Origin of the sequence: Chromobacterium subtsugae (assembly GCF_001676875.1) — a bacterium.
In the GTDB taxonomy this organism is placed as follows: Bacteria; Pseudomonadota; Gammaproteobacteria; order Burkholderiales; family Chromobacteriaceae; genus Chromobacterium; species Chromobacterium subtsugae.
Window position 1 is genome coordinate 162,612 of the sequence record NZ_JYKA01000002.1, and the last position, 24,822, is coordinate 187,433.

Consider the following 24,822-nt stretch of genomic DNA (forward strand, 5'->3'; position numbering starts at 1 on the left):
GGTTTGGTACGGCAAGCGCGCCCAACGCCGCATTCGCGTCGCGCAGCCGCCGGCTTACAGCGCGGGCGCCTTGGCGTGCCAGTCTGTCGCCTGCTGGAACTGGTGCGCGACGTTCAGCATCTTGGCTTCAGCGAAGTAGTTGCCGATGATCTGCAGGCCGATCGGGCGGCCGTTGGCGGCGAAGCCGGCCGGCACGCTCATGCCAGGCAGACCGGCCAGGTTCACCGACAAGGTATAAATGTCGGACAGATACATCTCTACCGGGTCGGAAGACATCTGGCCCAAATCGAAGGCGGCTGTCGGCGCCACCGGCCCCAGGATCACGTCGCACTGGTCGAACGCGGCCTTGAAGTCGTTGGCGATCAGGCGGCGGATCTTCTGCGCCTGCAGATAGTAGGCGTCGTAGTAGCCGTGGCTCAGCACGTAGCTGCCCACCAGGATGCGGCGCTTGACCTCGTCGCCGAAACCTTCGGCGCGGGTCTTTTCATACATTTCCACCAGGTCCTTGTAGTCCTTGGCGCGGTGGCCGTAGCGGACGCCGTCGTAGCGGGACAGGTTGGTGGAGGCCTCGGCCGGGGCGATCACATAGTAAGCCGGGATCGACAGCTCGGTGTTGGGCAGACTGACTTCCACCGCCTCGGCGCCCAGCTTCTTCAGTTCGGCCACCGCGTTGTCGACCGCGCGCGCCACCTCGCCATCCAGGCCGGCTGCGAAGTACTCCTTGGGCAGGCCCACCTTCAGGCCGGCCAAGGATTGGTTCAGATCGCGGCTGTAGTCTTCGCGGGCGCGCTCCAGGCTGGTGGAGTCGCGCGCATCGAAGCCAGCCATCACGTTCAGCATCAGCGCGCAGTCTTCGGCGGTCTGGGCGATCGGGCCGCCCTGGTCCAGCGAGGAAGCGAAAGCCACCATGCCGTAGCGCGACACCACGCCGTAGGTCGGCTTGATGCCGGTGACGCCGCAATGGCTGGCCGGCTGGCGGATGGAGCCGCCGGTGTCGGTGGCGGTGGCCACCGGCGCCAGGCGCGCGGCGACGGCCGCGGCGGAGCCGCCGGAGCTGCCGCCCGGAATGGCGTTCAGGTCCCACGGGTTCTTCACCGCGCCGTAGAAGGAATTCTCATTGGACGAGCCCATCGCGAATTCGTCCATATTGGCGCGCCCCAGCGTCACCATGCCGGCGGCGGCGCATTGCTCCACCACGTGGGCGCTGTAAGGCGAGACGAAGTTGTCCAGCATCTTCGAGCCGCAGCTGGTCTTCCAGCCTTGCTGGCAGAACAGGTCCTTGTGCAGCAGCGGCACGCCGGCCAGCGGGTGGGCGTCGCCGGCGGCGATGCGCGCGTCGGCGGCGCGGGCTTCGGCCAGGGTCTTGTCCCGGTCTACCGTGATCACCGCGTTGAGCGCCGGATTCAGCGCCTCGATGCGGTCCAGATACTGGCCGGCCAGTTCCACGCTGGAAACTTCCTTGGCCGCCAGCTGTTGCGACAATTGCTTGAGGGTGGCTTGTGTCATTTCGATTTGGTCTTGCTATCCGGATAGTCTGGCCCGGACGGCGCCGCGATGGGGAACCAAGCGCGCCGGGGCCGATCAGAGGGCTTACTCGATCACTTTGGGAACCAGGAACAGGCCCTTTTCCACTTGCGGCGCCACCGCCTGGAAGGCCTCGCGCCGGTTGGTTTCGGTGACGGCGTCGTCGCGCAGCCGCAAGGACACGTCCTGCGGATGGGCCATCGGCTCGATGCCGGAGGTGTCCACCGCCTGCATCTTCTCGATCAGGCTGAAAATATCGTTGAGCTTGTCCGCAGTGGCGGCGATTTCCGCCTCGTTCACATCGATGCGGGCAAGCTTGGCAATCCGTGCGACATCCTGGTGCGTCAGCGACATGGCGTCCTCGTTAAAACCTTTAATATTTCAAGCTTTATAGGGTATCATACCCCGTTTGATTCTCCCAAGATCGAGATTGCGCCACGACGCGCGCTGACGGCATTTTCCGCCGCCTCGGCAATGCGCGCCGGGGCCAAGCAACGCAGGCCAGTTTCCACCCCCCCGGACCACCGGGCAAGAACTGCTCAAGGCCAGCCGATTGGGCGCACATCCCGCCCTCACGCGACGCTGACAGCAGCGCTTTTTGCCCGCCTGCGGGTGGAGCTTGGGCCTATGACAGATAAACTGGAATTCACGGGCGCCGCCGGCGTCCGCCCCTGACGAAAACTGACCAGGATCGCCCAATGTTTCGTTCGCTGACCGGATACTTCTCCAACGACCTCGCCATCGACCTTGGCACCGCCAACACCCTGATCTACATGCGCAGCAAGGGCATCGTGCTGGACGAGCCCTCCGTCGTGGCCATCCACAACGACGCGCCCACCAACAAGAAGTCCATCCTGGCCGTCGGCCTGGAAGCCAAGCGCATGCTGGGCCGCACCCCGGGCAGCATCCAGGCGATCCGTCCGATGAAAGACGGCGTGATCGCCGACTTCACCGTCACCGAGCAGATGCTGAAGCAGTTCATCAAGAAGGTGAACCCGAACCGCTTCTTCGCCGCCAGCCCGCGCATCGTGATCTGCGTGCCCTGCGGCTCCACCCAGGTGGAGCGCAAGGCGATCCGCGACTCCGCCCTGGCCGCCGGCGCGCGCCGCGTCGAGCTGATCGAAGAGCCGATGGCGGCCGCCATCGGCGCCGGCCTGCCGGTGGAAGAGCCGACCGGCTCGATGGTGGTGGATATCGGCGGCGGCACCACCGAGGTGGGCGTGATCTCGCTGGGCGGCGTGGTGTACAGCAACAGCGTGCGAGTCGGCGGCGACAAGTTCGATGAAGCCATCATCAACTACATCCGCCGCAACTACGGCATGCTGATCGGCGAAACCACCGCCGAGGAAATCAAGAAAACCATCGGCTCCGCCTTCCCCGGCGCCGAAGTGCGCGAAATGGAAGTCAAGGGCCGCAACCTGGCCGAAGGCATTCCGCGCGCCTTCACCGTGTCTTCCAATGAAATCCTGGAAGCGCTGACCGAGCCCCTGAATCAGATCGTCTCCGCGGTGAAGATCGCGCTGGAGCAGACCCCGCCGGAACTGGGCGCCGACATCGCCGAGAAGGGCATGGTGCTGACCGGCGGCGGCGCGCTGCTGAAGGACATCGACCGCCTGCTCGCCGAGGAAACCGGCCTGCCGGTGTTCGTCGCCGAAGAACCGCTGACCTGCGTGGTGCGCGGCTCCGGCAAGGCGCTGGAGAAAATGGACAAGATCGGCACCATTTTCACCAACGTGCCTTAAACTTCAGCAACGGACCTTAACCAACCGAGCGAACGCCGCGCCGTCAAGGCGCGGCGGTTGTGGCCATGGATTTCGCCAACACCCCCAGCTTTTTCCGCTCCGGGCCGCCTCCGGCTGCGCGCCTGGCGATGAGCGCAGTGGCCTCGATCGCGCTATTGATAGGCGACAGCCACTACGGCCTGATGGAACAAGCGCGGGAAGCCCTGTCGCTGGCGCTGTACCCGGTGCAGCGCGCGGTCAACCTGCCGGCGCAGGCGGTGCGCCACGCCGGCGACTACCTGACCTCCCAGACCGAGCTGAAGCAGGAAAACACCGAGCTGCGCACCCGCCAGCTGCAGATGTCGGCGCAGCTGTCGCGGCTGCAGACGCTGGAGCGCGAGCTGAACGAATTGCGCGCGTTGAACGCCATCCGCGCCCAGCGCGACGACTCGGCGCAGATCGCCGAGACGCTGTACACCGGCCGCGACCCGTTCTCGTACAAGATCATCATCGACAAGGGCGACGACGCCAAGCTGCAGGCCGGCCAGCCGGTGGTTGACCCGCGCGGCCTCTTGGGCCAGGTGACGCGGGTGCAGCCGCTGACCGCCGAGGTGACGCTGGTCATCGACAAGAACCAGATGGTGCCGGTGATGATCGCCCGCACCGGCGAGCGCGCCATCCTCTATGGTTATGGTGGCGGCGTCGAGCTGCGCTATCTGCCGCAAAGCTCCGATGTGAAGGAAAACGACCAGGTGGTGACTTCCGGCCTGGACGGGCTGTTCCCGGAAGGCATTCCGGTGGCGGTGGTGAGCAAGGTGGAGCGCAATCCCGGCGCCGCCTTCACCCGCGTCAGCACCGTGCCGCTGGCCGGCGTGCAGCAAACCCGCTACGTGCTGGTGCTGCAGGCCCGCGAAACCCGCGCCCGCCCGGCCGAGGCGCCGGCGATTGTAGAGAAAAAGACCAGGGGCGGCAGAAAGGCCGCCGCCGAGGAGTAGACCCCGATGTCGTTGGACCGTCCCAAGGAATTGCTCAAGCCGGTCAAGCGCCGCTTCATCCTGCTCACCTTCGTCGCCGCGGTGCTGGTCGAACTGGTGCCGCTGCCGCATGGCAGCACCCGCTGGCTGCCCGATTTCATCGGCCTCTTGATCCTGTACTGGGTGATCAACCAGCCGCGCCGCGTCAACATCGGCATCGCCTTCATGATGGGCATCATCGCCGACGTGTCCACCGCCGGCCTGTTCGGCCAGCACGCGCTGGCCTATTCGGTCACCGCCTTTCTCGCCTTGAGCCGCCAGCGCCAGCTGGTGATGTTCAACCTGGGGCAGCAGGCGCTGGTGGTGCTGGGCCTGATGCTGACCAACCAGATCATCATGGTGGTGGTGCGGATGCTGACCGGCTCCGCTTTCGTCGGCTGGAGCTATTTCCTGCCGCCGCTGATAGGGGCGCTGCTGTGGCCGCTGTTGACCAAGCTGATGTTGATTCCCTATCGCCACCACTCGGTATGAGACCCGCCTGATCCATGCGCCGCCCCGCCCGTTTCAAGAATCCGCAAACTGAAGAAGAAGAGTTTCAGCTGCGGCTGATCATCGCCTACGGCCTGATCATCCTGATGTTCCTGCTCCTTCTGGCCCGCTTCGTCTGGCTGCAGGTGCTGCAGCACGACCATTTCTCCACGCTGGCGCAGAACAACCGCATTTCGCTGGTGCCCATCCTGCCCAACCGCGGCCTGATCCTCGACCGCAACGGCATCGTGCTGGCGCAGAACTACTCCGCCTACACGCTGGAGCTGACGCCGAGCAAGATTCCCGACCTCGCCGCCACCATAGACAAGCTGAAGAAGCTGGCCGACGTCAGCCCGCGCGACGAGAAGCTGTTCAAGAAGCTGCTGGCCGAAAGCAAGAATTTCGAAGCCATTCCGCTGAAGGTGAAGCTCACCGACGAGGAAGCCGCCCGGGTGGCGGCCAACGCCTGGCAGTTTCCCGGCGTCGAAGTGAAGGCCAGGCTGTTCCGCGACTATCCGTACAAGGAAATGACCAGCCACGTGCTGGGCTACATCGGCCGCATCAACCAGAAAGACCAGGAACGCCTCGCCGACGAGGACAAGACCACCAATTACAAGGGCAGCAACTACATCGGCAAGACCGGCCTGGAAGCGGTGTACGAGGAAGACCTGCACGGCCAGGTCGGCTTCGAGGAAATGGAAACCGACTCCGGCGGCCGCGCGGTGCGCAGCCTGCGCCGCACGCCGCCAGTCAACGGCAACACGCTGAAGCTGGCGCTGGACATCCGGCTGCAGGAAATGGCCGACAAGCTGTTCGGCGAGCGCCGCGGCGCGCTGGTGGCGATAGACCCGTCCACCGGCGGCGTGCTGGCCTTCCTGTCCAAACCCGGCTTCGACCCCAGCCTGTTCATCGACGGCATCGACAGCCAGACCTGGGCCGCGCTCAACAGCGACTGGCAGAAGCCGCTGGTCAACCGCGCGCTGCGCGGCACCTATCCGCCCGGCTCCACCTTCAAGCCCTTCATGGCGATGGCGGCCCTCACCACCCACAGCATAGGCCTGCACGACATCCGTCCGGCGCCCGGCTATTTCACGCTGCCCGGCTCCAGCCACCAGTTCCGCGACAGCAAGAAGGGCGGCAATGGCATGGTCAACCTGCAGCGCGCCATCACCGTCTCCAGCGACACCTTCTTCTACAAGCTGGCCTGGGACATGGGCATAGACAAGATCCACCCGGTGGTCGGCTCCTTCGGCCTGGGCAGCAAGACCGGCATCGACCTGGATGGCGAGGCCAGCGGCGTGCTGCCGAGCAAGGAATGGAAGGCCAAGCGTTTCGCCCGCTACAAGCCCGAGGTGCGGCGCTGGTATCCGGCCGACGTGGTCAGCATCGGCATCGGCCAGGGCTTCAACGCCTACACCCCGCTGCAGATGGCCAACGCCACCGCCATCATGGCCAACAACGGCCAGGTGTTCAAACCGCACCTGGTGCAGCAGGTGGTGGACTCCAAAACCGGCCAGGTGCGCCAGATCGAACCGGCGCCGGTCCGGCAGCTGCCCTATCCGCAGGAGTACTTCGACTACATCAAGGAAGGCATGCACAACGTGATGATCTCGGGCACCGGCGCCCGCGTCGGCGTCGGCCTGAAGTATTCGATGGCCGGCAAGACCGGCACCGCGCAGGTGGTGGCGATCAAGCAGGGCGCCAAGTACAACGCCGCCGCGCTGGCCGAGCAATACCGCGACCACAGCTGGTTCATCGCCTTCGCCCCGGTGGAAAAACCCAAGATCGCGGTGGCCATCATCGTCGAAAACGCCGGTTTCGGCGCCGCCGCCGCCGCGCCGGTGGCGCGCGGCCTGTTCGATTACTACCTGCTGGGCAAGGTGCCGACCGACCTGGCCGGCCTGCTCAAGACCGTACCGATGGAAAACGGGGACACGCATGAAGACACCCCTGATTAAGCGCATCTGGCTGCAGATCAAGGAGCCGCTGGACGGCTGGATGATGCTGTTCCTGGGGCTGATCTTCGCGGTCAGCATGGTGCTGCTGTACTCCGCCAACAACCAGTCCTTCGACAAGATAGACAACAAGCTGGCCTATACCGTGCTGTCGCTGCTGGTGATGTGGCTGATCGCCCGCATGCGGCCGCAAAGCGTGATGAACTTCGCGCCGCCGATCTACGTGCTGGGCGTGCTGCTATTGGTGGCGGTGCATTTCAAGGGCATCACCGTCAACGGCTCCACCCGCTGGCTGAACCTGGGCGTCACCCGCATCCAGCCGTCGGAAATCCTCAAGATCGCGCTGCCGATGATGCTGGCCTGGTTCTTCCAGAAATACGAACTGTCATTGCGCTGGTGGCATTACCTGATCGCGGCGCTGCTGATCGCCATTCCCAGCGCGCTGGTGCTCAAGCAGCCCGACCTCGGCACCACGCTGCTGATCGCCGCCGCCGGCCTGTTCGTGCTGTTCTTCGCCGGCCTGCCGTGGAAGGTGATCCTGGCCGGCGCGGTGATGTTCGCCGCCAGCCTGCCCCTGGTGTGGAACCATCTGCACGACTACCAGCGCAAGCGGGTGCTGACCCTGATCGACCCCACCACCGACCCGCTGGGCACCGGCTACCACATCATCCAGTCGATGATCGCCATCGGCTCCGGCGGACCGTGGGGCAAGGGCTGGCTCAACGGCACCCAAACCCACCTCGACTACATCCCGGAACGCACCACCGACTTCATCTTCGCCGTGTATTCCGAGGAGTTCGGCCTGGCCGGCAACGTGGTGCTGCTGGCGCTGTACCTGCTGATCCTCAGCCGCGCGATGATGATCACCGCCAGCGCCCAGACCCTGTACGGCCGGCTGATGGCGGCGTCGATCACCATGTCCTTCTTCGTCTACGCCTTCGTCAACATGGGCATGGTGTCCGGCATCCTGCCGGTGGTCGGCGTGCCGCTGCCCTTCATGTCCTACGGCGGCACCGCCACCGTCACGCTGTTCATCGGCATGGGCATGCTGATGGGCATCAGCAATCTGCGCCGGCTGTAAGCTTGCCTCCGGTTCCGGCCGCCGCGCCGGAACCAAATCCCTTCGCTTCGCGTCCATATGGTGTGTTGCAACCACCATAATAATGACAATTAGCTGTCAATTTATTCAAATCAAACTTCACATCATATACACTTCGCCATCCCGCCATTCACTTGCCCAAGCGGCCTCCCGCCGGGAGCGCCGCGGAGTCAGACCATGCGAATCCAAACCCTGGGCCTGCTGCTGGCCCTGGCCGTGAGCCAGGCCGCTCCCGCCCGCGCCGCCGCATTGCCCGCCCCTTACGCCAGCGTGGAAGGCGTCAGCGAATACCGGCTGGACAACGGCCTGCGCCTATTGCTGGCGCCGGACGCCTCCCAGGCCGCCATCACCGTCAACCTGACCTACCTGGTCGGCAGCCGCCACGAAAGCTATGGCGAAACCGGCATGGCCCACCTGCTCGAACACATGATGTTCAAGGGCACCACGCGCATCGCCAACGTGATGGACGAGCTGTCGCGCCGCGGCATGCAGGCCAACGCCACCACCTTCCTCGACCGCACCAACTACTTCGAAACCTTCCCCGCCGACGACGACAACCTGGCCTGGGCGCTGCGGATGGAGGCCGACCGCATGACGGACAGCCGCATCGCCCGCGCAGACCTGGACCGCGAGTTCTCGGTTGTGCGCAATGAAATGGAGATGGGCGAAAGCGACCCGTTCCGCGCGCTGTGGAAGCAGCTGACGGCGGTCAGCTTCGACTGGCACAACTACGGCCACAACACCATAGGCGCCCGCTCCGACGTGGAAAAGGTGCGCATCGACAATCTGCGCGCCTTCTACCGCAAGTATTACCAGCCGGACAACGCGGTGCTGGTGATCAGCGGCCGCTTCGACCCGGCGCGCGCGCTGGCGCTGACGCGTGACAGCCTGGGCGCCGTGCCGCGCCCGGCGCGCGCGCTGACGCCCACCTGGACCGAAGAGCCCCAGCGCGACGGCGCGCGCAAGGTGACGGTCCGCCGCGCCGGCGACACCACGCTGCTGGCCGCGCTCTACCACGCTTCGGCCGGCAGCCATCCGGACTGGGCGGCGCTGCAGGCGCTGGACCACATCCTGACCAACGCCCCCAGCGGCCGGCTGTACCAGGCGCTGGTCGACGGCCGCCACGCGGTCAAGGTGTCGGCGCTGAGCCCGGCGCTGGCCGAGCCCGGCTACGTGTCGTACTGGGCCACGCTGTCCAAGGGGCAAAAGCCGGCCGAGGCGCGCCGCGTCATGCTGGCCACGCTGGAAGACATCCGCCGCCATCCCATCGTCCAGGCCGAGCTGGACCGCGCCCGCGCCGCCTGGCTCAACCAGTTCGAGCAAACGGTCAGCGACCCGCAGGCGCTGAGCCTGGCGCTGACCGAAGCCATCGCGCTGGGCGACTGGCGGCTGTTCTTCCTCGAGCGCGACCGCATCGAGCGGCTGACCGTGGCCGACGTGCAAAGGGTGGCGGAGAACTACCTGAAGCCCAGCAACCGCACGCTGGGCGAATACCTGCCGACCCCGCATCCCGACCGCAGCGTGATTCCGCCCGCGCCGGACGTCGCCGCGATGGTCAAGGATTACCAGGGCAAGCCGGCGCTGGCCCAAGGCGAAAACTTCGACCCCAGCCCGGCCAATATCGAGCAGCGCAGCCGCAAACTGACGCTGGACAATGGCGCAGAGGCCGCGCTGCTGCCGAAACAAACCCGCGGCCACGCCGTCAGCGGCTATTTCAGCTTCGCCTTCGGCGATGCCGAAGGCCTGGCCGGCCAACGCCTGGCCAGCCGGCTGACCGCCGCCATGCTGGACAAGGGCGCGGCCGGCCTCAGCCAGGCCGACATCGCCAACCGCATCGAACAGCTCAAGTCCTCGCTGCAGATCAGCGGCAGCGGCCAGGAAGTGCGCGTCGGCTTCACCAGCCAGCGCGACACCCTGCCGCAGCTGATAGACCTGATCGCCCGGCTGCTGCGCGAGCCCAGCTTCCCGCCCGCCGAATTCGACAAGCTGCGCGAGGCCAACCGCACCCGGCTGGCGGCGCTGCGCGACAACCCGCAGGCGCAGGCGGCGCGCGCGCTAGGCCAGCGGCTCAACCGCTACCCCGCCGGCGACATCCGCCATGTCCCGGCGCTGGACGAAGAGCTGGCCGAGCTGAACGCGGTCGGCCTGGAGCAACTGCGGCGCTTCCACCGCGGCTTCTACGGCGCGGGCCAGGCGCGGCTGGCGCTGGTCGGCGATTTCGACGCCGACGCCATCGGCCGCCAGCTTAACCAGCGCTTCGGCGACTGGCGCAGCGCGGCGCCTTATCGCCGGCTGGACGACAAGCTGCCGCAACCGCAAGCCGGCCGGCAGCTGCTGCAGATCGCCGACAAGGCCAATGCCGCTTACCTGGCCGCGCTGCCGCTGGCGGTGCAGGATACCGACGACGACTACCCGGCGCTGCTGCTGGCCAACCACATCCTGGGCGGCGAAAGCCAGTCGCGGCTGTTCCAGCGCCTGCGCCAGCAGGACGGCCTGAGCTACGGCGCCGGCAGCGCGCTGAGCGTCGACAGCCGCCAGCCGGTGGCCAGCTGGCAGCTGTACGCGATCTACGCGCCGCAAAACCTGGCCAAGCTGCAGCACGGCGTCGGCGAGGAGCTGGCGCGGCTGCTGCGCGACGGCGTCAGCGCGCAGGAAGTGGCCGACGCCAAGCGCTCGCTGCTGCAATCGGCGCAACTGGCCCGGGCGCAGGACGACACCCTCAGCCGCATGCTCAGCCAACAGCTGGACCAAGGGCGCGACATGGCGTTCCAGGCGGCGCTGGAGCGGAAGCTGCAGCAGGCCACGCCGGCCGACGTCAACGCCGCGCTGCGCCGTTACCTGAAACCGGCAAGCCTGGTGGAGGTCTACGCCGGCGATTTCGCCGCCAAGGCGCCGGCGGCGCTCAAGCGCGACTAGCCGGGCCGCCGCCGTCCGGCTGGGCATCGGCGGAGAGCTCGGCCTGGCCGTCCGGCTGGGTGTCCGGCAGCGGCCGGCCGTCGCGGCCGAACAGCCGCAGCTGGCGCGGCAGGTCGTGCTCGTCCGCCAGCTTCACCCCCACTCCCACCAGCCGCACCGGCCGCGCGCCGCGGGCGAAGCCGGTGCGCAGCAGCTGGCCGAAGGCCGCCATCCCCAGCGCGTAGCCGGGCTGCTCCACCGTGGTCTGGGTGAAATCGTCGAACTTCAGTTTCACCGACAGGCCCTTGAATTCGGGATTGCCGTTGCGCGCCAGCCGCGCCTGCAGCCGGTCCACCAGCTCCGCCAGCCGCCCCAGGCAGCTGGCGAGATCCGGCAGGTCCTGCGCGTAGGTTTCCTCGACGCTGATGGATTTGCGGCTGCGGTCGGTCGACACCGGGCGGTTGTCCACCCCCTGCGCCATCGCCAGCAGCTGTTCGCCGAAACGGCCGAAATGGCGGAACAGGTCGGCCGCGGTCCAGCGCCTGAGGTCGCCGCAGCTGCGGATGCCCAGCCGGTGCAGGCGCTCGGCGGTGACCCGGCCGACGCCGTGCACCTTCTCCACCGGCAGCAGCGCGACGAAGGCGTCGATGTCGCGCGGCCGCACCAGGAACTGGCCGTCGGGCTTGTTCCAGTCGCTGGCCACCTTGGCCAGGAATTTGTTGGGCGCGATGCCGGCCGAGGCGGTGATGCCCACCTCTTCGCGGATCTGGCGGCGGATCGCCTCGGCCATCAGCGTGGCGCTGCCCTGCTCGTGCGGCTGGCCGGTGACGTCCAGATAGGCCTCGTCCAGCGACAAGGGCTCGATCACCTCGGTGTAGCGCTGGTAAATGGCCATGATCTGCTGGCTGGCCAGCCGGTAGCGCGCCATGTCCGGCGGCAGGATCACCAACTCCGGGCACAGCCTGAGCGCGCGCGCCGACGACATCGCCGAATGCACGCCGTAACGGCGCGCGATGTAATTGCAGGTGGCGATCACGCCGCGCGTCTCCGGCCGCCCGCCCACCGCCAGCGGCACTTCGCGCAGGCTGGGGTCGTCGCGCATTTCGATGGCGGCGTAGAAGCAGTCGCAATCGACGTGGATGATCTTGCGCAGCGGGGCGTTCATCGCGGCGGAAGTCAGGATTGGCGGTCGCTGTGGCCCAGCGCCTTGTCCGGCGCGATGCGGTCGCGCAGCCGCTGCTTGAGGATTTTCAGCTCGGGAAAGCCGTCTTCCGCCTTGCGGTCCCACAGCAATTCGCCGTCCACCTCGACGCGGAACACGCCGCCGCTGCCGGGACGCAGCGCCACTTCGGTCAACTCTTTCTCAAAGGTGGTCAGCAGCTCCTGCGCCAGCCAGCCGGCGCGCAGCAGCCAGCGGCAACCGGTGCAATAGTGGATGACGACCCGGGGCAAGGCGGCGGGAAGCGGGGAGGAAACGGAGGTGGTCATGACGAAAGTCGATGGCGGGACAAAAGCACAGCATACCGCAGAAAAACGACGCCGGCCCCCTGTCTTGTAGCTTGTTGTCGGGTGTGGAACACCCGCTCCTCCATCGTTTCTCTTTTATAGGCAGACTTGGCGCAAAACCAGTTTCGGGAGCCGGCGGCCGGTGATGACGTCTTGTTCAAAACTCATTACCCGGTGCCAGTGTGCCGAGCGCCGCCGCGGGTGTAAAGCGAATGCTCCCGGGACGGACAGTTGCTGCAAAGCACCATGTAACTTCGGCGCAACGCCGCGGCAAGACGAATAAAAACAGCGGCTTGCCCGCCGGGGCAGCCGCTGTCCATCAATGCGCCAACGCTCAGTGGCTGTGGCTGTCGCCTTCGCCGCCGTCCTGCACCACCACGTCCACGGTGACGCTGCCGGCCTTCTCGAACTTCAGCGTCAGCGGGAAGTGGTCGCCCTTGTTCAGCGGCTGCTTCAGGCCCATCAGCATCACGTGGTAGCTGCCCGGGGCGAATTTCACGGTCTGGCCCGGCGCGATCGCCACGCCGCCTTCCACCTTGCGCATCCGCATCACGCCGTTGTCGTTGACGTGGGTGTGCAGTTCGGCGGCTTCCGCGCGCGGGGTGCTGGCCGACACCAGCTTGTCTTCGGTCTTGCCCTGGTTCTTCAGCGACAGGTAGACGCCGCCGGTGGGACTGGTCGCCGGCATCGCGCGGCTCCACGGATGGCCGATGTGGATGTCGCCCAGCTGGAAGGAATGGGCGGCGGCCAGGCCGGACAGGCACAGGCCGAACAAGGCGGCGGCGAAACGTTTCATCGCGGGCTCCATGATCGATGGGGAAGGGAAAACCGCGCCACTTTACCATGGCCGGGCGCGCGGGCGGCGCGGCAAAATGTCGCAGGCGTCGGCGCGGCTGCCACACCCCGCCATGCCGCTGGTTTAAAGCGCGGGCGCGCGCTATCCGGCGCTGGCGGAACGCTCTACAATCGACAGGCTATTCAATCGGCCCCGCATCATGTTCAAAACGTTGTCGCTGCAATTCCTGTTTGGCGGTCTGCTCAGCCTGATCACCATCACCAACCCGCTGTCCAAGATTCCCCTGTTCATCACGCTGACCCGCGAGATGAGCGATGCCGGCCGCGCCAGCCAGGCCCGCCGCGCCTGCGTGTTCGCCGCCGCCATCATGGTGGTGAGCCTGCTGGCCGGCAACCTGATCATGGCTGCCTTCGGCATTTCCTACGGCGCGCTGCGCATCGCCGGCGGCTTCGTGGTGGCGGTGCTGGGCTACCGGATGCTGTTCCTGTCGCAAGACCCTGGCCAGACGCCCAAGCAATCGGGCGAACGCGAGGACTACGCGTTCTTCCCGCTGGCGATGCCCGGCATCAGCGGCCCCGGCACCATCGCGGTGGTGATCGGCATCTCCACCGAGATCGCCGAACTGACCACGCTGCCGGCCAAGGCGCTGGCCTTCGCGATGACCTTCGCCGCCATCGGCCTGACCTGCGCCGGCATGTGGCTGACGCTGAAGTCGTCGCAGCTGATCTCGGCCCGGCTGGGCCGCGGCGGCCGCGAGGTGATGACGCGGCTGATGGGCTTTTTGCTGATCTGCATCGGCGTGCAGTTCGTCGGTTCCGGCATCCGCACCTTCATGGCCGGCTCCTAAGCCAGACAAGCCGGCGCGCACAAGCCGCGCCGCCTCTGCCACAATGGGCGGATCTCCACCGCAGGTCCGCGCCATGCCCGCCTCTTCCGCCGAACGCTCCGAGCTGTTCCGCGCCGACGACCTCGGCGCGCTGGAATGCCTGGACGCGCAATACGCCGAGCGGACCTTCCCGCCCCACTTCCATGAACAATTCGTCGTCAACACGCTGACCCTGGGCGCGCAGTCCTACCGCCACCGCGGCGGCCTGCACCGCGCCGGCGTCGGCGCGCTGGTGCTGATCAACCCCGGCGAAGTGCACACCGGCGAGACCGCGCACGAAAACGGCTGGGCCTACCGCGGCTTCTATCCCGGCGTCGACATGATGGGCCGGCTGGCCGCCGACCTGAACGGCAAGGCCGGCCTGCCCTATTTCCGCGACACCGTCGTCGTCGACCCCGGCCTCGCGCGCCGGCTGGACAGCCTGCACCTGCTGCTGCGCGACAGCCGCGACGCCTTGCGGCGCGAATCGGCGCTGGCCGCGGTGTTCAGCGAGGTGTTGGTCAAATACATGCGGCTGCGCCCGGACGAGCCGGCATCCGCCCCCGGCCCCGTGGAAACCGTCAGGCAGATGCTGGCCGACGATCCCGCCGCCAACCACTCGCTGCAGCAGCTGGCGGCGGCGGTCGGCTTGTCGCCGTGGCAATTGTGCCGCCTGTTCAAGCGCGAGACCGGCCTGCCGCCGGTGGCCTGGCGCAACCAGCTGCGGGTGGCGCGCGCCCGCAAGCTGCTGGCGGCCGGCATGCGGCCCGGCGCGGCGGCGCTGGAACTGGGCTTCGCCGACCAGCCGCACCTGACCCGCGCGTTTCAGCAGACGCTGGGCGTCACGCCGGCCGCCTATCAAAAGGCCGTGGGCGCGCGCCCCCGCTGAGCCGCCCGCAAAATCGTTCAAGACAGGCAGGGCGGCCTGCTCCATCATCAGGAACAAAGGGCCGATGTCCGGCCCCGCCGCACGCAGGATTCATCCATGCCTTCCTTATCCGACCGCCGCCGCTGGCTGCTGGACGGCGCGCGCGACACCATCCCGATGATGGTGGGCGCGGCGCCGTTCGGCGTGATCTTCGGCACCCTGGCCATCGCCGCCGGACTGTCGCCCGCCGCCACGGCGGCGATGTCGCTACTGGTCTTCGCCGGTTCCTCGCAGTTCATCGCCGTCAGCCTGGTTTCCGCCGGCGCCGCCCTGCCGGTGATCTGGCTGACCACCTTCGTCGTCAACCTGCGCCACGCGCTGTACAGCGCCACGCTGCTGCCCTACGCGCGGCCATGGCCGCTGGCCTGGCGCTGGCCGCTGGCGTTCTGGCTCACCGACGAGACCTTCGCCGTGGTGGAGCACCGCTTCCGCAGCCTGGGCGCGGACGGCGGCCAGTGGTATTGGCTGGGATCGTCGCTGTCGATGTATCTGAACTGGCAGCTATGGACGCTGGCCGGCGTGGCGCTGGGGCGCTCGGTGCCGGGGCTGGACCAATTGGGGCTGGATTTCGCGATGGTGGCCACCTTCGCCGCCATCGTCGCGCCGCAGCTGAAGAAGCGGCCGACGCTGGCCGCGGCGCTGGCGGCCGGCGCGGTGGCGCTGCTGGCGCGCGGCCTGCCCTACAAGCTGGACCTGATGCTGGCGGCGCTGGCCGGCGTCGCCGCCGGCATGCTGCTGGAACGCGGACAGAAACGGGAGGCGGCATGAACTCATGGCAACACTGGGCGGCCATCATCGGCATGCTGGCCGCCACGCTGGCGATACGCGCCAGCTTCCTGGTCTTCGGCCAGCGGCTGGCCTTTCCCGGCTGGCTGAACCGCGCGCTGCACTACGTGCCGGCGGCGGTGCTGTCGGCGCTGGTGGCGCCGATGGCGCTGGCGCCCGCCGGAACCATAGACCTGTCCTGGCATAACGCCTATCTGGCCGGCACCATCGTCGCCATCGCCGTGGCCTGGAAAAACGGCAAAACGCTGCTGGCCATCGTGGTCAGCTTCGCCGTCTACGGCGCGCTGCGCTGGCTGCTATAGGTTGTAGGCCAACACCAGGCCTATCAGCAGCGGCGCCAGCCAGCGGCAGGCGACGCGCATCAGCAGCGCAGCCGGCGCGGACAGCCGCAGCTCGTCCCGCACCGCCGGCCACGCCACGCGCCCGGCGAACAAGGCGGTGCCGATGCAGCCCAGCGGCAACAGCACATTGGACGCGGCGTAGTCCATCAGCTCGAAGGCGTTGCGGCCGAACAGCCTGCAATCCGCCAGCGGGCCGAACGACAGCGCCGCCGGCACGCCGGCTAAGAAGGCCAGCGCGGTCACCGCCAGCGTCGCCTGGCGCCGGCCGACGCCGAACTCGTCTATCGGCAGGATGGCCACCACCTCCAGCAGCGACACCGCCGAAGTCAGCGCCGCCATCAGCAGCAGCGCGAAGAAAGCGGTGGCGAACAGCTGGCCGTAGGGCAGGTGGTTGAACACCACCGGCATCACCATATAAGTCAGGCCCGGACCGGCCTGCGGATTCAGGCCGAAGGCGTAGATGGCGGGGAAGATCATCAAACCGGCCAGCACCGAGGTCAGCGCCGTCAGGCCGGTCACCCACAGCGCGGAATTGCCGAGCCTGGTGCCCGGCCCGAGGTAGGAGCCGTAGGCCAGCATGCAGCCGGCGCCCACCGACAGCGAGAAGCAAGCCAGGCCCAGCGCCTCCACCAGCATGCCCGGCGTCAGCCGGGCGAAATCCGGCCGGAACAACGCTTCCACCCCTGCCATCGCGCCGGGCAGGGTCAAGGCGCGGGCGATCAGGCCCAGCATCAGCAGGAACAGCAAGGGCATCAGCAGCTTGCCCATGCGTTCGATGCCTTTTTGCACGCCGCCCGCCACCACCAACAGCGTCAGGCCGGCGAACAGCGCGTGGGTCAGCAGCGCCTCGGCCGGATTGCCGACGTACTGGCCGAACAAGGCGCCCAGCGCGCCGACGTCATCGCTCATCACCCGGCCGTCCAGCGCGCGCAGCAGATAGCCCAGCGTCCAGCCGCCGACTACGCTGTAGAAGGAAAATATCAGGAAGCAGCACAGCACGCCGCCGTAGCCCAGCAGCTTCCAGCGCGGCGATCCCAGCCGGGCGAACGCGCCCACCGCGCCGCAGCCGGCGGCGCGGCCCAGCGCCAGCTCGGCCTGCAGCAGGGCCAGCCCCATGGTGAAGGTAAAAGCCAGATACACCAGCAGAAACGCGCCGCCGCCGTTCATGGCGGTGACGTAGGGAAACTTCCAGATGGAACCGAGGCCCACCGTGGCGCCGGCCGAAGCCAGAATGAAACCGAGGCGGGAACCCCATTGCGTGCGCGGCATGACAACTCCTGAGTCAGAACAGTTTGCCGCCGCACGGGGTGAAAAGCTGGATACAACAAGGCCGCCCATGACGGCGGCCCGGAAAGCGGATACGAACACTCCTGGCGCGCCGGCTTAGCCGCGCCACCACCAATTTCGGCTTTGGAGTGAAATAATCTGCTTCATGATGGTTCAAGCATGCCGGTTTGCGCCCCCAGGCGTCAAGTCCGGCATGCGCGCTCAGACGTTTTCGCCAACCAGCCTGCCATCGGCCGGCCCGGCTTTCTTCAGGCGGAAACCCAGCCACAACAGGCCCAGCCACAGCGGCAGCACGTAGACCGACACCGCCATCCCCGGCGTGAACAGCAAGATGCCCAGGATCATGATCATGAAGGCCAGGCAGAGCCAGTTGGCCGCCGGGAACCAGATCGACGGGAACACCAGCGCCAGGCCGGCCTTGGCGCGGCGGAACTTCAAGTGCGTCAGGCTGATCATCGCCCAGTTGGTCACCAGCGCCGCCACCACCAGCGACATCAGGATGCCGAAAGCCTGGCCCGGCAACAGGTAGTTGAGGATCACGCAGGCGAAGGTGGCGATCGCCGACACCAGCGTCGCGTTGACCGGCACGCCGCGCTTGTCCAGCTTTTTCAGGCCGGCCGGCGCGTTGCCCTGCTCCGCCAGGCTGAACAGCATGCGGCTGGTGGCGTAGACGCCGCTGTTGTACACCGACAGCGCCGCGGTCAACACCACGAAGTTCAGCGCGTGGGCGGTGAAGCCGGCGCCGATCTGCTCGAAGATCATCACGAAGGGGCTGCCGCCGGCGGCCACCTTGCTCCACGGGTACAGCGACAGCAACACCACCAGCGAGCCGATGTAGAAGATCAGGATGCGGTAGATCACCTGGTTGACGGCTTTGGGGATGGTCTTCTGCGGATCGGACGCCTCGGCCGCGGTCATGCCGATCAGCTCCAGGCCGCCGAAAGAGAACATGATCACCGCCATCATCATGAACAGGCCATTGACGCCGTGCGGGAAGAAACCGCCATCGTTCCACAGATTGCTGACCGAAGCCTGCGGACCGCCGGTGCCCGACAGCAGCAGGTAACCGCCGAAGACGATCATCGCGATCACCGCCGCCACCTTGATCAGCGCGAACCAGAACTCGGACTCGCCGTAGGATTTGACGTTCGCGAGGTTGATGCCGTTGATCGCGACGAAGCAGACCAGTGCGGTGGTCCAGGTCGGCACATTCGGCCACCAGTAGCGCACGTACTCGCCCACCGCGGTCAGTTCGGCCATGCCGACCAGCACGTACAGCACCCAGTAGTTCCAGCCGGACAGGAAGCCGGCGAACTTGCCCCAGTAACGGTAGGCGAAATGGCTGAACGAGCCGGCTACCGGCTCTTCGGCCACCATCTCGCCCAACTGGCGCATGATCAGAAAGGCGATGAAGCCGGCGATGGCGTAGCCGAGGATCATCGACGGGCCAGCCGACTTCAGCACGCTGGCCGAACCGAGGAACAGGCCGGTGCCGACCGCGCCGCCTAGCGCGATCAGCTGGATGTGGCGGTTTTTCAGCTCTCGCTTCAAACCGGTTTGGGTTTCGCTCACGGTGAATTCTCCTTGTGGGGTGGGCGGCAAGCTAGGCCACCCTGACAGGTGCTCCGCCATCTAACCATCCGGCGCGGCTGGCCGTCAAACCCTTGGATACAATATATATGCCCAAAACATGCCATTCGATTGCATTTTAAAAATAAAATTCTCTTATATTGGCAATATCAAACCATAAATTGCCAAAACCACCCCATCAAGCTGCAAATTTCCACCCTAGCCCGATCCGGCGCGGCACGAACGTTCGGTTACCTGCGGTGACAAATGGCGAACACAGCGCCGGAAACTGTCTGTCAACATGCAGTGTCTGAGCAGCAAGTGGCGCTTCGTTCGCCATATCAGGGAGATAACAATGAAACAACCGATATTGATCGCCAGCATTCTGGGCGGCGGCATCGCGCTCGGCGCCATCGGGGTAGCCGGCATCCAGGCCTTGAAACCGGCGGCGCCGGCCACTCCGGCCACTGTCATCCCGGCCAGCGCGCCGCTGGCCGCGGCATCCGCGCCGGCCGTGCAGGCGCTGGCGCCCAGCGCCGCCTCCGCCGTGGTGGCGCAAGCCGCGCCGAAAGCGGCCGCGCCCGCCGCCGCCGCTGCTCCGGCCCCGGCGCCCAGGCCGAAGCCGGTTCACGCCAGCTATGCCAAGGTGCTGGGCGTCACGCCGATCAAGCAGACCGTCAGCGAGCCCAAGCAGGTCTGCCATCAGGAGCAAGTGGCGCATCAGGCGCCGGTGCAGGACAACAACCGCATCGCCGGCTCGGTGATCGGCGGCGTGGTCGGCGGCCTGCTCGGCAACCAGGTGGGCGGAGGCAACGGCAAGAAGGCCGCCACCGTGATCGGCGCGCTGGCCGGCGGCCTGGCCGGCAACAAGGTGCAGGAAGGCATGCAGCAGCGCGATCAGGTGACCAGCACCCAGACCATCTGCAACACCGAAAACGTAGACAAGGAAAAAGTGGTCGGCTACGACGTCCGCTACTCGCTGGACGGCAAAACCGCCACGGTGCGGATGGATGAGAAGCCGGAGGGCAAGACCCTGCCGGCGAAAGACGGCAAGCTGCTGATGTGAGCGCCGGGCGCCAGCCCCATGCGAAAGGCCCGGAAAACCGGGCCTTTTTGCCGCGCGCCGCTCAAGCGGCCTGACGCTGCGCCTGCAGCCGCGCGCGCTGGCGCGAAGCCGCCTCTTCCGCCGCCTCCGGCGGACCGAACAGCGCCAGCCAGCGGTCGCGCCAGTTATCGGCGCGCCATGCCTCGGCCAGCATGTCGCGCCATTCCGCCACGCTGACCCATAGCGGGTTGAAGCTGTTCACCGGCTTCACGGTGCCGTAGTCGCACGGTTCGCTGTCCAGCTCCTCGGCATAAGTGCCGAACAGGCGGTCCCACACCACCAGCACGCCGGCGTAGTTGTGATCGATGTAGCGCGGATTCTTGGCATGGTGGCTGCGGTGGATCGACGGGGTGTTGAACACGTACTCCAGCCAGCCCAGCTTGGGCACCCCCTGGGTATGGACGAAAAACTGGAAAGCCAGGTTGAGCAGCACCACCGCCACCACTTGCTCGGGCGGAAAGCCCACCCAGGCCAAGGGTAGCCAGAACGCCCACATGCCCGCCAACGGGTACATCAGGCTCTGACGGAAAGCGGTGGTGAAATTCATCCGGGTGGAACTGTGGTGGACGCTGTGCGCCGCCCACAGCCAGCGCACGCGGTGGCTGACGCGGTGGAACCAGTAATAGAGGAAATCCTGCCCCAGGAACAACAGGAAGAAGCTCAGCCAGCTATCGGAAAACTGGAACAGGCGGTGATGTTGGTAGATCCAGCCGTACAGGGGCAGCACCAACAGCCAGGCCAGCTTGTCGGCGCCCTGGTGCAACAGGCCCAGCGCGGCGCAGCAGAGCGAGTCGCGCAGATCATACAAGCCGATGCGGCCGCCGCGCCGCAGCAGCCACAGCTCGCCGGCGACGAACAACAGGAATACCGGCACCAGCGCCAGCAGGATCAACTCAACCGGAAACTTCATCGACGCCCCCTCAAACGAGCAAACACTCGATTGGAGTTTAGGCTCTAAGCCTGCCCGGCTGTCAACTGCGGACGCCGGCCATGGCGGCTCCGCCGCCGCCATGTGGCAATAAAACCATAGGCGGGCTAGTCGCGGCGCGCCATCAGCGCCGCCAGCGAAGCGTCGCGGTCGGCCCAGACGCGGGCCACGCTGTGGCGACAGCCCAAGCGCTGCAGGTATTCGCCGCAACCAGACAGCCGCAGCGTCATGTCCTCGCCGAGAAAAGTCTGGCTCAAGCGCGCCACCACCGGCAGGATGCCGGCGGCGCTGAGGTCGGCGAAGCTGAAATCCTCCCCGGCGAGCCAAGGACGGCACTGCGCCAGCTTGGCCACCGCGCCGATGCCGCGCGCCAGCGCCTGGCGGATCTCCTCGCATTTCTCCGGCTCCGGCCGGGTGCCTTTCAGCATGTGGCGGATCAGCGGGCTGGCCGGCAGCATCACGTACAACTCAAGCATCGCGGTCAGCTCGCGCGCCAGCGCGCGGCTGTTGGGCGTCGGCGGCAGCAGCGAGGCGGTGGGATAGGCATCCTCCAGCCACTCCAGGATCACCGTGGATTCGGCCAGCGGGTGGCCATTGATCTCAACGAAGGGAATCTTGCCCATCGGGCTCTTTTCCAGCAGCTCGTCCTCTTGCGAGGGCGTCGTCACCACTTCCTGGAAATTGACGCCCTTCTCCAGCAAGGCGATCTTCACCTTGTTGTAATAAGGCGATAGCGGAATACCGTGAAGTTTGATCATGCCGACTCCAATAGCGATGTGTTCGTAAGCGCCGATGCGGGCGAGGCATCGGCGCGCGGCCTACATCATCCAGCCTATTCCCTTATTTAGCCAGCGCCAGGCTCTTTTGCTGCAGCAATTGGCGAATCTGCGGCAGCATCTGCTGCGCCGCCTTCTCGCCTTCCAGAATGGCCTGGTTGCGCGCTTCGAATTCGGCCGAGCCGATGTTCAGCACGTTCGGGTGGATCACCACGTCGGCCTGCTTCAGCTCCTGCGTCAGCGCCGGGCCGTTCATGATGCTCAGGCTCTGGTCCAGCATCGACAGGAAGCCGGTGGCGCGGCCGGGCTTGGGACGGCCGGTGATGTCGACGGCGATGACGAACTGCGCGCCCATTTCGCGGGCGGCGCTGACCGGCACCGGGCTGACCAGGCCGCCGTCGACATAGCTCTTGCCGCCGATCTTCACCGGCAGGAACACATTGGGGATGCTGGCCGAGGCGCGCACCGCCTGGCCGGTGTTGCCGGTGCGGAACACTACCCGGCGGCCGGAATCCAGCTCGGTGGCCACCGCGGCGAAAGGTTTGCCCAGTTTTTCCAGCGGCCGGTTGCCCACCTGGGCGTTGATCCAGTTCTGCAGCTTCTCGCCCTTGAGCACGCCCTTGGTCGACAGCGTCCAGTCGGTCAGATCGGCCTGGTCCAGCGCGATGGCGCGCTGCTGCAGCTGCATGCCGGTGAGGCCGGAGGCGTACAGGCTTCCCACCACGCTGCCGGCGCTGGTGCCAACGATGATGTCCGGCGTGATGCCGGCCCCTTCCAGCACCTTGATCACGCCGATGTGGGCGAAGCCCTTCACCGCGCCGCCGCCCAGCGCCAGCGCGATCCTGGGCTTGGGCAAGGGTTTGGCCACGGCGGCGCTCTCCGGCGGCGTGGCGGTCATGCAGGCGGACAACAGGGAGGCGATCCCGGCCAGCAGCGCGGGACGTAGAATGCTCTTGCTAATCATGATTCCATCAGTCTTTCAGACATCGACGGCCGCCATGGCCGCCCCAATGGGCGCGGGATCCAGCATCACGTAATTCAGATGCCGCGCGCCCTCCAATTCAAAATGGGTCTCGCCGTGCAGCGCCATGCCGACGCGGCGGTAAAACGCGATCGCGCGCGCGTTGCCATGCCACACGCGCAGCCACAGCCGCGGCTGGCCGGGCTGCGCCAGCGCCCATTGCCGCGCCGCGTCCATCAGCCGCCGGCCCAGGCCATGCCCGGTATGGCTCTCCACCAGATAGACCCGCTCCGCTTCCAGCGACGGGGCATCGCAGCCCTCGCAGGCTGCGTCCAGTTTCAGCTGCGCGTAACCCAGCAGATGGCCGTCTTTCTCCATCACCAGCAGCTGACGCGCCGGATCGGCGATCAGGGCCGCCATCTTTTCCGGCGTGAATTCCGTCAGCACGTAGTCGGCCAACGCCTGGCGGATGCCGTCGAACGCATAGGTGCTCAGCCACACCTGGATCGACAGGGCGGCCAAACTCGCCGCGTCTTCGCGGCAGGCATTGCGGATGTCCACACGCATGCAGCCTTCTCCCGTGCGCGCCGCTGGTTGCCGCTCAATCGGCGCGCGGCGCTTTCTTGACGAATTCGATCACCTGGCGGCCGTCGTCGGTCATCTTGGCCACCTTCTTGCCGCTGCCTTTCCAGGCGTGGCCGTACACCACTTCGTAGCTGGCCGGCAGCTTGCCGTCGCGGCGGTGCTTTTCATAGGCTTCTTCCACCTTGCGCCAGGCCGCCTTGCCCATCAGGCCGCGGCCGCGGCCAGCGGTGGCGTTGTGCGCGCCTATCGCCTTCAGGTCGCGCATCGCGCCTTTGGCGTCGTCGTAGGTCAATACGATCTTTTCCATGTCCATCACCGGCTCGGCGAAGCCGGCGCGCATCAGCGCGTCGCCGATGTCGTGCATGTCGATGAACTGGTTGACGTGGGTGGCGGCGTCGACGCCGGCGAAGGCGCCGCGCAGCTCGTGCAGCGTGTCCGGACCCAGCGTGGAGAACATCAGCAGGCCATCGGGCTTCAGCACCCGGCGCAGCTCGGCGAACATCTTGTCCGGCACGTTGATCCACTGGATGGTCAGGTTGGACCAGATCATGTCGACGCTGTCGTCGGCCAGCGGCAGCCGCTCGATGTCGGCCACTACCTGCCACGGCAGGCTGGGCTTGAACAGCTTTTTCAACAGGCCGTCGCCGGCGCGGCCGCGCTCGCGCGAGGCCAGCAGCATCGCATGCGCCAGGTCCAGCTCCAGCACCCGCGCCTGCGGGTAGCGGCCGCGCAATTGCGCGGCGCCGTAGCCGGTGCCGGCGCCGGCGTCGAGAATCACCGCCGGCTGATGCTTGATGTACTCCAGCCGCTCGGCCATCCGGTCGGACACCTCGCGCTGCAGCACCGCCGCCGAATCGTAGCTGGCCGCGGCCTTTTCGAACGAGGCGCGCACCCGCGCCTTGTCGGTATAAAACGCTTCACTCATGCCTGGGCTTCCAGATGCTGGGCAAGCGCGCGCACGAAATCCTGTTCATGCGACAGGAAGGGCGCGTGCGAGGCTTGCGGGAATTCGTAAAGGACGGCGTCGGGCAATGCCTCAGCCAACCAGCGGCCGGCGCCTATCGGGGTGATGGCGTCGCGCGCGCCGCAGAACAGCGCCGCCGGGCAGCGGATGCGGCCGGCCAGCGAACGGGCGTCGGCCTCCAGCAACAGCTGCAGCGCCGGCAGCAGGCCTTGCGGCCGGCCATGGGAAAACAGCTCGCCGCGCAAGGACTTCAGGGTGTCGCGCGCCGCCGGCGCGCCCATCATCTGCAGCGCGAGGAAGCGCTCCAGCGTCTGCTCGAAAGCGCCGTCCAGGCTCTGGGCGACGGCTTCTATCGATTTGCGCTCCTGCGCGTGCGGCCAGGTTTCGTCGCGGACGAAGCGCGGGCTGGTCGACACCAGCGCCAGGCTCTTCACCCGTTCGGGATGGCGCGCCGCCCAGTGCTGGGCGATCAGGCCGCCCAGCGACCAGCCCACCACCTGCACGGGCAGCGGGAAATGGGACGCGACCAAGTCGGCCACCGCGTCGGCGTCGAAACCGGCCAGCGCCGGCGACGCGCCATGGCCGGGCAGATCCACCAGATGGACGCAGAAACGCCCCGCCAGATGTTCGGCCACCCGGGCGAATACGCCGCCGTGCAGCCCCCAGCCGTGCAACATGACCACGTCCGGCCCCTGGCCCAGCGTTTCAACAAACAGATTCATGGACAGA

The 24,822-nt window shown here is 66.8% G+C and carries 24 protein-coding genes; 11 read left to right on the forward strand and 13 right to left on the reverse strand.

Features of this window, described 5'->3' with window-relative positions; all coding sequences use genetic code 11:
- Window positions 1-54 precede the first annotated feature (54 nt).
- Together gatA and gatC are read right to left on the reverse strand one after the other, a co-directional pair.
- On the reverse strand, window positions 55-1,506 hold the full coding sequence (gene gatA, locus MY55_RS03020) for an Asp-tRNA(Asn)/Glu-tRNA(Gln) amidotransferase subunit GatA (RefSeq protein ID WP_043571749.1): 1,452 nt from the start codon (window positions 1,504-1,506) through the stop codon (window positions 55-57).
- 84 nt (window positions 1,507-1,590) lie between these two features.
- The gene (gene gatC / locus MY55_RS03025; protein WP_043571747.1) at window positions 1,591-1,878 is read right to left on the reverse strand and encodes an Asp-tRNA(Asn)/Glu-tRNA(Gln) amidotransferase subunit GatC; all 288 of its coding nucleotides are present in this window, start codon (window positions 1,876-1,878) and stop codon (window positions 1,591-1,593) included.
- 344 nt (window positions 1,879-2,222) lie between these two features.
- On the opposite strand from gatC, the gene MY55_RS03030 reads away from it, so the two are divergent.
- The 6 genes from MY55_RS03030 (at window position 2,223) to MY55_RS03055 (ending at window position 10,717) form a co-directional block, all read left to right on the forward strand.
- Complete coding sequence (locus MY55_RS03030; protein ID WP_011137903.1) at window positions 2,223-3,266, forward strand: rod shape-determining protein; 1,044 nt, start codon at window positions 2,223-2,225, stop codon at window positions 3,264-3,266.
- 65 nt (window positions 3,267-3,331) lie between these two features.
- Window positions 3,332-4,240 (forward strand): rod shape-determining protein MreC, encoded by a 909-nt coding sequence (gene mreC, locus MY55_RS03035; RefSeq protein WP_043571745.1) that lies wholly within the window; start codon window positions 3,332-3,334, stop codon window positions 4,238-4,240.
- A 6-nt stretch (window positions 4,241-4,246) separates the two neighbouring features.
- Window positions 4,247-4,750 carry a rod shape-determining protein MreD gene (gene mreD / locus MY55_RS03040; protein ID WP_043571742.1) on the forward strand — a complete coding sequence of 168 codons (504 nt, stop codon included), beginning with the start codon at window positions 4,247-4,249 and terminating at the stop codon, window positions 4,748-4,750.
- A gap of 14 nt (window positions 4,751-4,764) precedes the next feature.
- Window positions 4,765-6,705: a penicillin-binding protein 2 gene (gene mrdA / locus MY55_RS03045; RefSeq protein ID WP_047236405.1), complete on the forward strand. Its 1,941-nt coding sequence runs from the start codon at window positions 4,765-4,767 to the stop codon at window positions 6,703-6,705.
- Window positions 6,686-7,783 carry a rod shape-determining protein RodA gene (rodA, locus tag MY55_RS03050; protein WP_043571738.1) on the forward strand — a complete coding sequence of 366 codons (1,098 nt, stop codon included), beginning with the start codon at window positions 6,686-6,688 and terminating at the stop codon, window positions 7,781-7,783. Before mrdA ends, rodA begins: the two co-directional genes overlap by 20 nt.
- A 195-nt stretch (window positions 7,784-7,978) precedes the next feature.
- Window positions 7,979-10,717, forward strand: coding sequence for a M16 family metallopeptidase (locus MY55_RS03055; RefSeq protein WP_065201950.1), 2,739 nt, complete (start codon window positions 7,979-7,981; stop codon window positions 10,715-10,717).
- Here MY55_RS03055 and dinB read toward each other — a convergent pair.
- The 3 genes from dinB to MY55_RS03070 form a co-directional block, all read right to left on the reverse strand.
- Window positions 10,704-11,861, reverse strand: a complete 1,158-nt coding sequence (gene dinB / locus MY55_RS03060; protein ID WP_065201951.1) for a DNA polymerase IV — start codon at window positions 11,859-11,861, stop codon at window positions 10,704-10,706. The genes MY55_RS03055 and dinB overlap by 14 nt on opposite strands.
- An 11-nt stretch (window positions 11,862-11,872) precedes the next feature.
- Window positions 11,873-12,184: an Rdx family protein gene (locus tag MY55_RS03065; protein ID WP_047236402.1), complete on the reverse strand. Its 312-nt coding sequence runs from the start codon at window positions 12,182-12,184 to the stop codon at window positions 11,873-11,875.
- Between the two features lie 352 nt (window positions 12,185-12,536).
- The gene (locus tag MY55_RS03070; RefSeq protein WP_065201952.1) at window positions 12,537-12,998 is read right to left on the reverse strand and encodes a copper chaperone PCu(A)C; all 462 of its coding nucleotides are present in this window, start codon (window positions 12,996-12,998) and stop codon (window positions 12,537-12,539) included.
- A 199-nt stretch (window positions 12,999-13,197) separates the two neighbouring features.
- Here MY55_RS03070 and MY55_RS03075 point away from each other — a divergent pair, with 199 nt between their 5' ends.
- The 4 genes from MY55_RS03075 (at window position 13,198) to MY55_RS03090 (ending at window position 15,879) form a co-directional block, all read left to right on the forward strand.
- Window positions 13,198-13,845: a MarC family NAAT transporter gene (locus MY55_RS03075; protein ID WP_043571730.1), complete on the forward strand. Its 648-nt coding sequence runs from the start codon at window positions 13,198-13,200 to the stop codon at window positions 13,843-13,845.
- Window positions 13,846-13,918: 73 nt separating this feature from the next.
- Complete coding sequence (locus MY55_RS03080; RefSeq protein WP_043571727.1) at window positions 13,919-14,752, forward strand: helix-turn-helix domain-containing protein; 834 nt, start codon at window positions 13,919-13,921, stop codon at window positions 14,750-14,752.
- 96 nt (window positions 14,753-14,848) lie between these two features.
- A complete protein-coding gene (locus tag MY55_RS03085; protein ID WP_043571722.1) occupies window positions 14,849-15,559 on the forward strand; it encodes an AzlC family ABC transporter permease in 711 nt (236 codons plus the stop codon).
- Window positions 15,556-15,879 (forward strand): AzlD domain-containing protein, encoded by a 324-nt coding sequence (locus MY55_RS03090; protein ID WP_043571720.1) that lies wholly within the window; start codon window positions 15,556-15,558, stop codon window positions 15,877-15,879. The genes MY55_RS03085 and MY55_RS03090 overlap by 4 nt, the downstream gene beginning before the upstream one ends.
- Here MY55_RS03090 and MY55_RS03095 read toward each other — a convergent pair.
- Window positions 15,874-17,187 carry a sodium-dependent transporter gene (locus MY55_RS03095; protein ID WP_043571718.1) on the reverse strand — a complete coding sequence of 438 codons (1,314 nt, stop codon included), beginning with the start codon at window positions 17,185-17,187 and terminating at the stop codon, window positions 15,874-15,876. The two genes, MY55_RS03090 and MY55_RS03095, sit on opposite strands and share 6 nt — an antisense overlap.
- 219 nt (window positions 17,188-17,406) lie before the next feature.
- Window positions 17,407-18,777 (reverse strand): amino acid permease, encoded by a 1,371-nt coding sequence (locus MY55_RS03100; protein WP_043571717.1) that lies wholly within the window; start codon window positions 18,775-18,777, stop codon window positions 17,407-17,409.
- Window positions 18,778-19,129: 352 nt separating this feature from the next.
- Between MY55_RS03100 and MY55_RS03105 the strand changes: the two genes are divergently transcribed.
- The gene (locus MY55_RS03105; protein ID WP_052877897.1) at window positions 19,130-19,840 is read left to right on the forward strand and encodes a glycine zipper 2TM domain-containing protein; all 711 of its coding nucleotides are present in this window, start codon (window positions 19,130-19,132) and stop codon (window positions 19,838-19,840) included.
- 61 nt (window positions 19,841-19,901) lie between these two features.
- Here the strand turns inward: MY55_RS03105 and MY55_RS03110 are convergent, their stop codons facing one another.
- From MY55_RS03110 to bioH, 6 genes are all read right to left on the reverse strand, one after another.
- Window positions 19,902-20,789 (reverse strand): sterol desaturase family protein, encoded by an 888-nt coding sequence (locus MY55_RS03110; RefSeq protein WP_065201953.1) that lies wholly within the window; start codon window positions 20,787-20,789, stop codon window positions 19,902-19,904.
- 125 nt (window positions 20,790-20,914) lie between these two features.
- Window positions 20,915-21,565, reverse strand: coding sequence for a glutathione S-transferase (locus tag MY55_RS03115; protein ID WP_047237947.1), 651 nt, complete (start codon window positions 21,563-21,565; stop codon window positions 20,915-20,917).
- Window positions 21,566-21,647: 82 nt separating this feature from the next.
- Complete coding sequence (locus MY55_RS03120) at window positions 21,648-22,547, reverse strand: patatin-like phospholipase family protein (RefSeq protein ID WP_099049597.1); 900 nt, start codon at window positions 22,545-22,547, stop codon at window positions 21,648-21,650.
- A gap of 15 nt (window positions 22,548-22,562) precedes the next feature.
- The gene (locus MY55_RS03125; RefSeq protein ID WP_047237946.1) at window positions 22,563-23,111 is read right to left on the reverse strand and encodes a GNAT family N-acetyltransferase; all 549 of its coding nucleotides are present in this window, start codon (window positions 23,109-23,111) and stop codon (window positions 22,563-22,565) included.
- A gap of 34 nt (window positions 23,112-23,145) precedes the next feature.
- Window positions 23,146-24,054: a malonyl-ACP O-methyltransferase BioC gene (gene bioC, locus MY55_RS03130; protein WP_043571708.1), complete on the reverse strand. Its 909-nt coding sequence runs from the start codon at window positions 24,052-24,054 to the stop codon at window positions 23,146-23,148.
- Entirely contained in the window at window positions 24,051-24,815 is a 765-nt protein-coding gene (bioH, locus tag MY55_RS03135; RefSeq protein WP_065201954.1) for a pimeloyl-ACP methyl ester esterase BioH, read from the reverse strand. Before bioH ends, bioC begins: the two co-directional genes overlap by 4 nt.
- Window positions 24,816-24,822 lie beyond the last annotated feature (7 nt).

What these genes read in the sequence shown, in the direction of transcription:
- MY55_RS03125 (WP_047237946.1), bottom strand. Translation starts at nt 23,111, where the DNA reads ATGCGTGTGGACATCCGCAATGCCTGCCGCGAAGACGCGGCGAGTTTG.
- gatA (WP_043571749.1), bottom strand. Translation starts at nt 1,506, where the DNA reads ATGACACAAGCCACCCTCAAGCAATTGTCGCAACAGCTGGCGGCCAAG.
- dinB (WP_065201951.1), bottom strand. Translation starts at nt 11,861, where the DNA reads ATGAACGCCCCGCTGCGCAAGATCATCCACGTCGATTGCGACTGCTTC.
- MY55_RS03120 (WP_099049597.1), bottom strand. Translation starts at nt 22,547, where the DNA reads ATGATTAGCAAGAGCATTCTACGTCCCGCGCTGCTGGCCGGGATCGCC.
- bioH (WP_065201954.1), bottom strand. Translation starts at nt 24,815, where the DNA reads ATGAATCTGTTTGTTGAAACGCTGGGCCAGGGGCCGGACGTGGTCATG.
- MY55_RS03030 (WP_011137903.1), top strand. Translation starts at nt 2,223, where the DNA reads ATGTTTCGTTCGCTGACCGGATACTTCTCCAACGACCTCGCCATCGAC.
- mrdA (WP_047236405.1), top strand. Translation starts at nt 4,765, where the DNA reads ATGCGCCGCCCCGCCCGTTTCAAGAATCCGCAAACTGAAGAAGAAGAG.
- MY55_RS03105 (WP_052877897.1), top strand. Translation starts at nt 19,130, where the DNA reads ATGAAACAACCGATATTGATCGCCAGCATTCTGGGCGGCGGCATCGCG.
- MY55_RS03090 (WP_043571720.1), top strand. Translation starts at nt 15,556, where the DNA reads ATGAACTCATGGCAACACTGGGCGGCCATCATCGGCATGCTGGCCGCC.
- mreD (WP_043571742.1), top strand. Translation starts at nt 4,247, where the DNA reads ATGTCGTTGGACCGTCCCAAGGAATTGCTCAAGCCGGTCAAGCGCCGC.
- MY55_RS03070 (WP_065201952.1), bottom strand. Translation starts at nt 12,998, where the DNA reads ATGAAACGTTTCGCCGCCGCCTTGTTCGGCCTGTGCCTGTCCGGCCTG.
- bioC (WP_043571708.1), bottom strand. Translation starts at nt 24,054, where the DNA reads ATGAGTGAAGCGTTTTATACCGACAAGGCGCGGGTGCGCGCCTCGTTC.
- MY55_RS03055 (WP_065201950.1), top strand. Translation starts at nt 7,979, where the DNA reads ATGCGAATCCAAACCCTGGGCCTGCTGCTGGCCCTGGCCGTGAGCCAG.
- mreC (WP_043571745.1), top strand. Translation starts at nt 3,332, where the DNA reads ATGGATTTCGCCAACACCCCCAGCTTTTTCCGCTCCGGGCCGCCTCCG.
- rodA (WP_043571738.1), top strand. Translation starts at nt 6,686, where the DNA reads ATGAAGACACCCCTGATTAAGCGCATCTGGCTGCAGATCAAGGAGCCG.
- MY55_RS03095 (WP_043571718.1), bottom strand. Translation starts at nt 17,187, where the DNA reads ATGCCGCGCACGCAATGGGGTTCCCGCCTCGGTTTCATTCTGGCTTCG.
- MY55_RS03085 (WP_043571722.1), top strand. Translation starts at nt 14,849, where the DNA reads ATGCCTTCCTTATCCGACCGCCGCCGCTGGCTGCTGGACGGCGCGCGC.
- gatC (WP_043571747.1), bottom strand. Translation starts at nt 1,878, where the DNA reads ATGTCGCTGACGCACCAGGATGTCGCACGGATTGCCAAGCTTGCCCGC.
- MY55_RS03065 (WP_047236402.1), bottom strand. Translation starts at nt 12,184, where the DNA reads ATGACCACCTCCGTTTCCTCCCCGCTTCCCGCCGCCTTGCCCCGGGTC.
- MY55_RS03115 (WP_047237947.1), bottom strand. Translation starts at nt 21,565, where the DNA reads ATGATCAAACTTCACGGTATTCCGCTATCGCCTTATTACAACAAGGTG.
- MY55_RS03080 (WP_043571727.1), top strand. Translation starts at nt 13,919, where the DNA reads ATGCCCGCCTCTTCCGCCGAACGCTCCGAGCTGTTCCGCGCCGACGAC.
- MY55_RS03110 (WP_065201953.1), bottom strand. Translation starts at nt 20,789, where the DNA reads ATGAAGTTTCCGGTTGAGTTGATCCTGCTGGCGCTGGTGCCGGTATTC.
- MY55_RS03075 (WP_043571730.1), top strand. Translation starts at nt 13,198, where the DNA reads ATGTTCAAAACGTTGTCGCTGCAATTCCTGTTTGGCGGTCTGCTCAGC.